The sequence below is a fragment of the Streptomyces sp. NPDC056503 genome (genome assembly GCF_042794995.1).
In the GTDB taxonomy this organism is placed as follows: domain Bacteria; phylum Actinomycetota; class Actinomycetes; order Streptomycetales; family Streptomycetaceae; genus Streptomyces.
Genome location: NZ_JBHTST010000116.1, coordinates 20,533 through 27,228, shown reverse-complemented (window position 1 = coordinate 27,228; position 6,696 = coordinate 20,533). Strand labels below are relative to the sequence as shown.

Below are 6,696 nucleotides of genomic sequence, written 5' to 3'. Positions count from 1 at the left end.
CCGTACGGCGGGGACCCCACACTCTTACCCTTCTCAAACAATCCCGTAGAACGTTACGCCCGTGACCGGGTTGACGAATTTCCTGGTGGACGTCCCGAAAGTCGCCACCCCTTCGGGATGGCGCTCCTGCGCCTCGACGGCGAATTCGGACAGGACGCTCTCGGCCCTTCCCAGATGCAGCCGGACATCTTCCGGGCCGGAATCGAGGAAGAGGCGACGCCAGCTCTGGGCGCGCTCACCGACCGGGGCCGGCCACTCCGTCGAACCAGGGACCGGATGCGTCTCCACCCAGCGGGAGACCTCGTCCCTTGCGGAATCAATTCTCAGATTCGCGACAGACATCACTCCGTGCCGCGCCATAGCCAGACGCATCACCTCTGCGATAGCCGTGGACAGGAACTCGCTGTGCCCATCGTCGTAGCCCCAGCTGGCCACCCCTCCTGCGCGCATGAGGCAATCGTCGAATGGGTCACGCCCATCGTTCTCACTGCTGTACTGGTCGACGAATTCCCGCACGCCGCCGCTCAACCGACTCTCCCTTCGGTTTCCTGATCTCGAAAACACTTCAACCGCCAAAAAATTAGCATGCCTTCCGCTCTCCCCGGCGGTGCCACACCTCCCGGGCGAACGCCGCCGGCCGATCACCGGTACAGCCGCTGCGACAATGACCGATCACGAGCAAACCCTGACGTGATCTTTGACGTGATCTTTGACGTGTGCTGTCGAACGGTGCGTCGTGAGGGATCACTCGGTCCGGTAACCGCCATGCGCGGAAGCGGCCTTCGTCTGAACTCCTGCTCCGGCCAAGGAACACACGCGTCCGGCACAAAGGGCGTGAGGACGGGCCCGCCGCATCACGATGCCCGGCAAGAGCCGCCGGCGGATCCGTCACACTTCCGGGGCGCGTTCCACTCCTGCCCCACCGCCCGTTCGGACGCTCCGTTCGAGCCGGCGGATGCGGTTCCGCGCGGGAACGGGCCGGTGAGGTCACCGGCCGAGCTGTCGCCGGTGGGCGAACACCGCCGCGGTCACGGAGGGCTCTACGCCGCGCCCGCCCAGGGCCGGGTCGACGCCGACCGGCTGCGACACACTCCGACCTCGGTGCCGCTGCCACGAACAGTCGACGGCCGGCCGGTCCTGGCCGTCGACGTCACGTGCCGGTCGCGAACGGACGCCCCCGCCTCACCGGAAAGGATCACGTCAGAGCTTGCTGATACTGAGGTCGCCCTGATCGTTCTTGACCTCGACCACGATGTTCGTGTCGTCAACCCTGCACCAGAACTTGTTGCCCGGCCGGGCCTCCGCCGCGATCGGGCAGATCACTCCGTCTCTGGACGTCTTCATCGGCCCGCGCGCGTAGGCCGCGACCTGCCGCTCCAACGCCTCCTGGTCCAGCACTCGCCACGGGTGCGCCGTCTTCACGTCAGTGGCCATGACCTTGATCGTCACGGTGAGGGCGCATGCGGCGACGACAACGGCCGAGAGCGCCATGAGGGCGCGGGAAGTACTTCCTTGGGCGGTCACCCGCACCTTCCTATCGTTCTCTCCAACTACCGCGCAAGGCAGGGGAGTTAAACCATCCTTGCCCGACCTCCGCCGCGCTGCCTGACGGGCGGGCCCGGACGGAGGGGACCGGCCGTGCGACCGGCACGAGGGAACCTGTCGGCGCGGATCCGGGAAGCGACGGGCGTGGGCGCGGCCGCGGTTCGAGCCCACGAACCACCTCACCCCCGGGTTCCTGGGGGTGGCCTCACCCCCGATGGGCCCGGTGGCCGGATGGGTTGCCGGGCCGCCCGGCGACAAGGTTGGGGCATGACAACACACCGTGTGCGTACGTCCTTTGCCGCCTCGGCCCTGGCCATCGCCGCCCTCGCCTCCGCGGGCCTCGTCGCCGCCGGAGGGCCCGCGAGCGCGACCGGCGACACGGTCGGGAACGAGGCCGGGACGTCCGCTCCGTCCGCCATCGCCGTCGCCACCGCCACCGCCGCCCGGAACGTCAGCGCCGCCGCCGGTGCTGACCTGCAGTGGGGCGACTGTCCTGCCTCGGTGAAGCCGGGAGAGGGGCAGCGGTGCGCGACCCTCTCCGTGCCGCTCGACCACAGCGACCCCACCGGACCGCGGATCGACCTCGCCGTCTCCCGGCTGGCGTCCGCCAGGCCGGAGGCGCGCCGGGGGACGCTGCTCGTGATCCCGGGCGGGCCCGGGAGCTCCGGGGTGCAGCGGCTCGCGCAGAAGGGCGCCGCGCTCGCGAAGGAGACCGGGGGCGCGTACGACCTCGTGGCCTTCGATCCGCGCGGGGTCGGCGGTTCGGCGAAGGCGCGGTGCGGGCTCGCGGACGAGGACCGGTGGATGGTGACCCTGCGGTCCTGGCCCGCCGCCGACGGGTCGATCGGCTCCAACGTCGAGCGGGCGCGCCGGATCGCCGAGGCGTGCGGCCGCAACGGCGGCGCCATGCTGCGGAGCCTCACCACCGCCAACCAGGTGCGGGACATGGAGGTCCTGCGGCGGGCGCTCGGTGAGCCGAAGGTGTCGGCATGGGCCACCTCCTACGGGACGTACGTCGCCGCCCGATACGCCCAGGAACACCCGCACCGGACCGATCGCTGGGTCCTGGACAGCAGCGCCGACCCCGACCCGCGCCGGGTCGCGTACGGCTGGCTCGCCGACATGGCGAAGGGCGCCGAGGACCGCTTCCCGGACTTCGCGGCCTGGGCCTCGCACCCGGACCGGGAGGCGGAAGGCCTGCGGCTGGCCGACGCCCCCGAGGACGTGCGGGCCCTCGTCGTCGGTCTCGCCGCGCGTCTCGACCGGGAACCCCGCGCCACCGCCGTGCCCGGCGCGCCCCTGACCGGCGCCGCCTTCCGGCAGGCGCTGCAGTCCGCCCTCTACTCCGACGCCGCCTTCCCCGGCTTCGCGCGCCTCGTCGGCCAGGCACTCGACCCGAAGGGCGTGCCCGTGCTGCCGCCCGAGCTGACCGGTGCGATGCCCGACGAGGCAGCCGCCATCATGGTGGGCGTGATCTGCAACGACGTCGACTGGCCCCGCTCCGTACCGGCGTACGCCCGGGCGGTCGCCGCCGACCGGGCCCGTCACCCGCTGACCGGCGGCATGCCCGTGAACGTCACTCCCTGTGCCTTCTGGAAGGGCGGGGCGGTGGAGAAGCCGGTCCGCCTCACCGACGACGGACCGTCCAACATCCTGATGATCCAGAACCTGCGGGACCCCTCCACCCCGTACTCCTCCGGTCTGAAGATGCGCGAGGCGCTCGGCGAGCGCGCCCGGATGGTCTCCGTCGACCGGGGCGGCCACGGCGTGTACCTGGTCGGTGCCGGTGGCGCCGGAAACGCCTGCGGCGACCGGACGGTCACCCGCTTCCTGCTGACCGGTGAGCGCCCGGAGACCGACGTGCGGTGCTGAGCACCCCGGCGGCGACGGCGGCGACGGCGACCGACGTGGGCCCGGAGGACGATCGTGCGGAACTCCCCGTGTGCGCGGGGAACCGCGCGACCTCCTCACGGACGACGCAGGGTCCCGGCTTCCGCGGCCTCATGCCGTCGTGGAGGCGGCGATGGACTGCTCGGCCCAGATGGTCTTGCCTCTGGCGGTGTAGCGGGTGCCCCAGGCGTCGGCGAGCTGGGCGACCATGAAGAGTCCGCGGCCGCCCTCGTCCGTGTCGGCCGCGTAGCGCAGGTGCGGCGACGTACTGGAGCTGTCGGACACCTCGCAGATGAGGGTGCGGGCGAGGACGAGCCGGAGTCGGATGGGGGCCTGGCCGTATCGGACGGCGTTGGTCACCAGCTCGCTGACGACGAGTTCGGTCAGCGGTGCCGCGTCGTCGAGGCCCCAGGCGGCCAGTTGCCCGGAGGCCAGGGCACGGGCGTGGGCGACGTGTGCCGGGTCCGCCGGAAGGTCCCAGGTGGCGACGGAGGAGGCCGGCAGCATGCGGGTCCGGGCCAGGAGCAGTACCGCGTCGTCATCCGGCCGGCGGGACCCCAGAGCGGCGTCGACGGCGTTCCCGCACAGCCGGTCCAGCGAACCGGTCGGCGCCGCCAGCGTGTGGAGCATGCGGTCGAGCGCGTCGTCGAGGTCCGACTGACGGTCTTGCAGGAGTCCGTTCGTGCACAGCGCGAGCATGCTGTCGTCGGGCACGACCGTGTCGATCGCGGCGAACGGCAGACTGCCGAGCCCCAACGGGGGTCCCACCGGCAGGTCGACGAGACTGCCGCCTTCACCGGGCCGGACAAGGGCCGGCGGCAGGTGGCCCGCGCTCGCCATGGTGCACTGCCCGGTGACCGGATCGTAGATCGCGTAGAGGCAGGTGCCGCCGAGCTCCGGTGCGGATTCGTCCGCGGCCGCCTGCCGGGAGGCCAGCGCGTCGAGGCGGAACAGGAGCTCGTCGGGCGGCAGGTCCAGGCTCGCCAGGGTGCGCACCGCGGTGCGCAGCAGTCCTGCCCGGGCGACCGCCTGGATGCCCCGTCCGGTCACGTCTCCCACGACGAGCCCGACCCGGGCCCCCGACAGCGGCAGGACGTCGAACCAGTCCCCGCCGACGCCTGCGTGTGCTCGCGCGGGGAGGTAGCGGTGGGCCGTCTCGATGGGGCTGGGGTCGGGGACGTTGGAGCGGAGCAGCAGGCTGTGCTGGAGGTCCAGGGCCGCCCGATGCTCCTGGGTGTAGCGACGCGCGTTGTCGATGCTGACGGCGGCGCGGGCCACCAGGTCCTGGGCGAGGGCCAGGTCTTCCTGGTCGAAGGGGAACGGAAGTCGCCAGCGGTAGAAGTGGGCCAGTCCCAGAGTGACGTTCCGGGCCTTCACCGGGATGGTCATCAGCGAGTGGATGCCGGCGGCGACGATCTTCCCGGCCCGGGGCGGGTCCTGGGCGAGCCAGTCGGCGGCCCGGTTCAGGTCCGGTACGAGCAGGGGCCGCCCGGAGGTCAGGCACTGCGCGTACGGTGTCGCGGGGTGGAAGGTCATCAACGCGCCGACGGGGTAGGTCGCCTCCGGGGCGTGCTCGGTGACCGAACGCAGGGCGGCCCGGCGAAGGACCGCCGCGCTGCCGATCGGCCCGTGTGGAGAGCTGCCTCCACGGGCTATGCCGTCCAGCAGGTCCACCGCGATGAAGTCGGCCAGACGGGGCACGGCGACGTCGGCCAGTTCCCGGGCGGTCTGCCTGACGTCCAGGGCGGACCCGATGCGTTCGGTGGCGTCGTTCAGAACCGACAGGCGCTCTCGGGCGTGGTGGCGGACGGTGACGTCCACGACGGCCGACGCCACGCCCGCGACCCGACCGCCCGACGTGGTGAGGCGGAAGGAGGAGACCGACCACACGTGGTCACGGCCCGGGCCGGCCCGGAAGTGGCCGCGGTACTCGGCCCACCGGGTGGGGCTGCCGGTGTCCAGCACGGTCTGCAGTTCCCTCCGCATCCGCTCGCCGTCCGGAGGCGGGAACATCTCGTCGACCCGCATACCGACGCACCGCTCCGTGGGGATGCCCTCCATGCTCAGGAACTCGTGGTTCACCCGAGTGATCCGCAGGCCGGTGTCGTAGACCACCAGGCCGACCGGCGCCTCGCGGAACAGCCCGTCCATCACTTCCGCCGCAGCCGCTTCCACGTCCGGGTCCAGGTCCGGGCCCGCTTCCACGTCCGGGCCCGGGACGTTCGGGACGTTCGGAGGCTTTCCAGCCGGGGACGGTACGGGTTCCATCTCCGCCCTTCGGGGTTCGGCGCGCCGTGGCCGGGCGCCTTGAGCGAGACCTCTCCCTTCATCGTGCCCGTCGTCGGGACTGCCCGCAGCCCGCAGCCCGAGTCCCCCACGGGCACGGGTCCGCCACCTCCCCGGCCGGATGCCGACCGAGGCCGGCGCCGGGCCGCTCCGGCCACCCGCCGGGAAGTGACGCCCCGGGGGCGCTCCCGCCGGTTCCGTGGTCGGCCCTCAGTCGGCCGGGAGGACGTCCACGCCGAGCGCCTTGAGCTGTCCGACGGTCGTGTCGTGGGGGTCCGCGTCGGTGATCAGTCCGGTGATCTTCTCCCAGGGCAGGACGCGGTAGGGGGAGGCCGTGCCGATCTTCTCCGAGGAGGCGAGGACGTAGGTGTCCGCGGCGCGCGCGGACAGCGCGCGTTTCATCGCCGCCTCGTCGGCGTCCGCGGTGGTCAGTCCCGCCTCGGGGTGAACGCCGGTGACACCGAGCAGGCAGAGTTCGGCGGAGACGTTCTGCGCCGCCTCGACCGCGGCGGCGCCGCAGGTGACCGCCGAGTGCTTGAAGACGCGGCCGCCGATCAGGAAGAGCTCCGCCCGCGGATGGCCGATCAGGGCCGTGGCGATCGTGGGGCTGTGGGTGATCACCGTGCAGGCGAGGTCCTTCGGGAGCGCCCGTGCCACGGCGAGGGCGGTGGTGCCGCCGTCGAGGATCACCGAGCCGCCGGGCCGCACCAGTCCCGCGGCCACCGAGGCGACCTTCCGTTTGCCGTCCGAGGCCACCGCCTGCCGGGCGTCGTAGTCCACCACGGCGGGAGACACCGGCAGCGCGCCGCCGTAGACCCGCTGACACAGTCCTTCGGCGGCGAGGTCCCGCAGGTCGCGCCGCACGGTGTCCTCCGAGAGGGCCAAGTCGGTGGCGACGTCCTTGGCCACGACCTTTCCGGTGCGGGCGAGCAGGTCGAGCAGGTACTCGCGTCGTTCAGCAGCCAGCATGCACGT

5 protein-coding genes and 1 pseudogene are annotated in these 6,696 nt (G+C 72.3%); 2 read left to right on the top strand and 4 right to left on the bottom strand.

The features are described from left to right. Positions 1-33: 33 nt before the first annotated feature. Complete coding sequence (locus tag ACFQ8C_RS28150; protein ID WP_383462517.1) at positions 34-528, bottom strand: hypothetical protein; 495 nt, start codon at positions 526-528, stop codon at positions 34-36. Positions 529-834: 306 nt separating this feature from the next. Between ACFQ8C_RS28150 and ACFQ8C_RS28145 the strand changes: the two are divergent. Next, positions 835-1,197 (top strand): annotated as a pseudogene (locus ACFQ8C_RS28145) (transposase); the annotation flags it as partial. Between the two features lie 3 nt (positions 1,198-1,200). On the opposite strand, the gene ACFQ8C_RS28140 reads toward ACFQ8C_RS28145, so the two are convergent. Next, positions 1,201-1,530 carry a hypothetical protein gene (locus ACFQ8C_RS28140; protein WP_383462519.1) on the bottom strand — a complete coding sequence of 110 codons (330 nt, stop codon included), beginning with the start codon at positions 1,528-1,530 and terminating at the stop codon, positions 1,201-1,203. A gap of 282 nt (positions 1,531-1,812) precedes the next feature. On the opposite strand from ACFQ8C_RS28140, the gene ACFQ8C_RS28135 reads away from it, so the two are divergent. After that, entirely contained in the window at positions 1,813-3,417 is a 1,605-nt protein-coding gene (locus ACFQ8C_RS28135; RefSeq protein WP_383462515.1) for an alpha/beta hydrolase, read from the top strand. A gap of 129 nt (positions 3,418-3,546) precedes the next feature. On the opposite strand, the gene ACFQ8C_RS28130 is transcribed toward ACFQ8C_RS28135, so the two are convergent. After that, positions 3,547-5,640: a SpoIIE family protein phosphatase gene (locus tag ACFQ8C_RS28130; protein WP_383462513.1), complete on the bottom strand. Its 2,094-nt coding sequence runs from the start codon at positions 5,638-5,640 to the stop codon at positions 3,547-3,549. 291 nt (positions 5,641-5,931) lie between these two features. Beyond that, on the bottom strand, positions 5,932-6,690 hold the full coding sequence (locus ACFQ8C_RS28125) for a DeoR/GlpR family DNA-binding transcription regulator (protein ID WP_383462512.1): 759 nt from the start codon (positions 6,688-6,690) through the stop codon (positions 5,932-5,934). Positions 6,691-6,696: the final 6 nt, after the last annotated feature.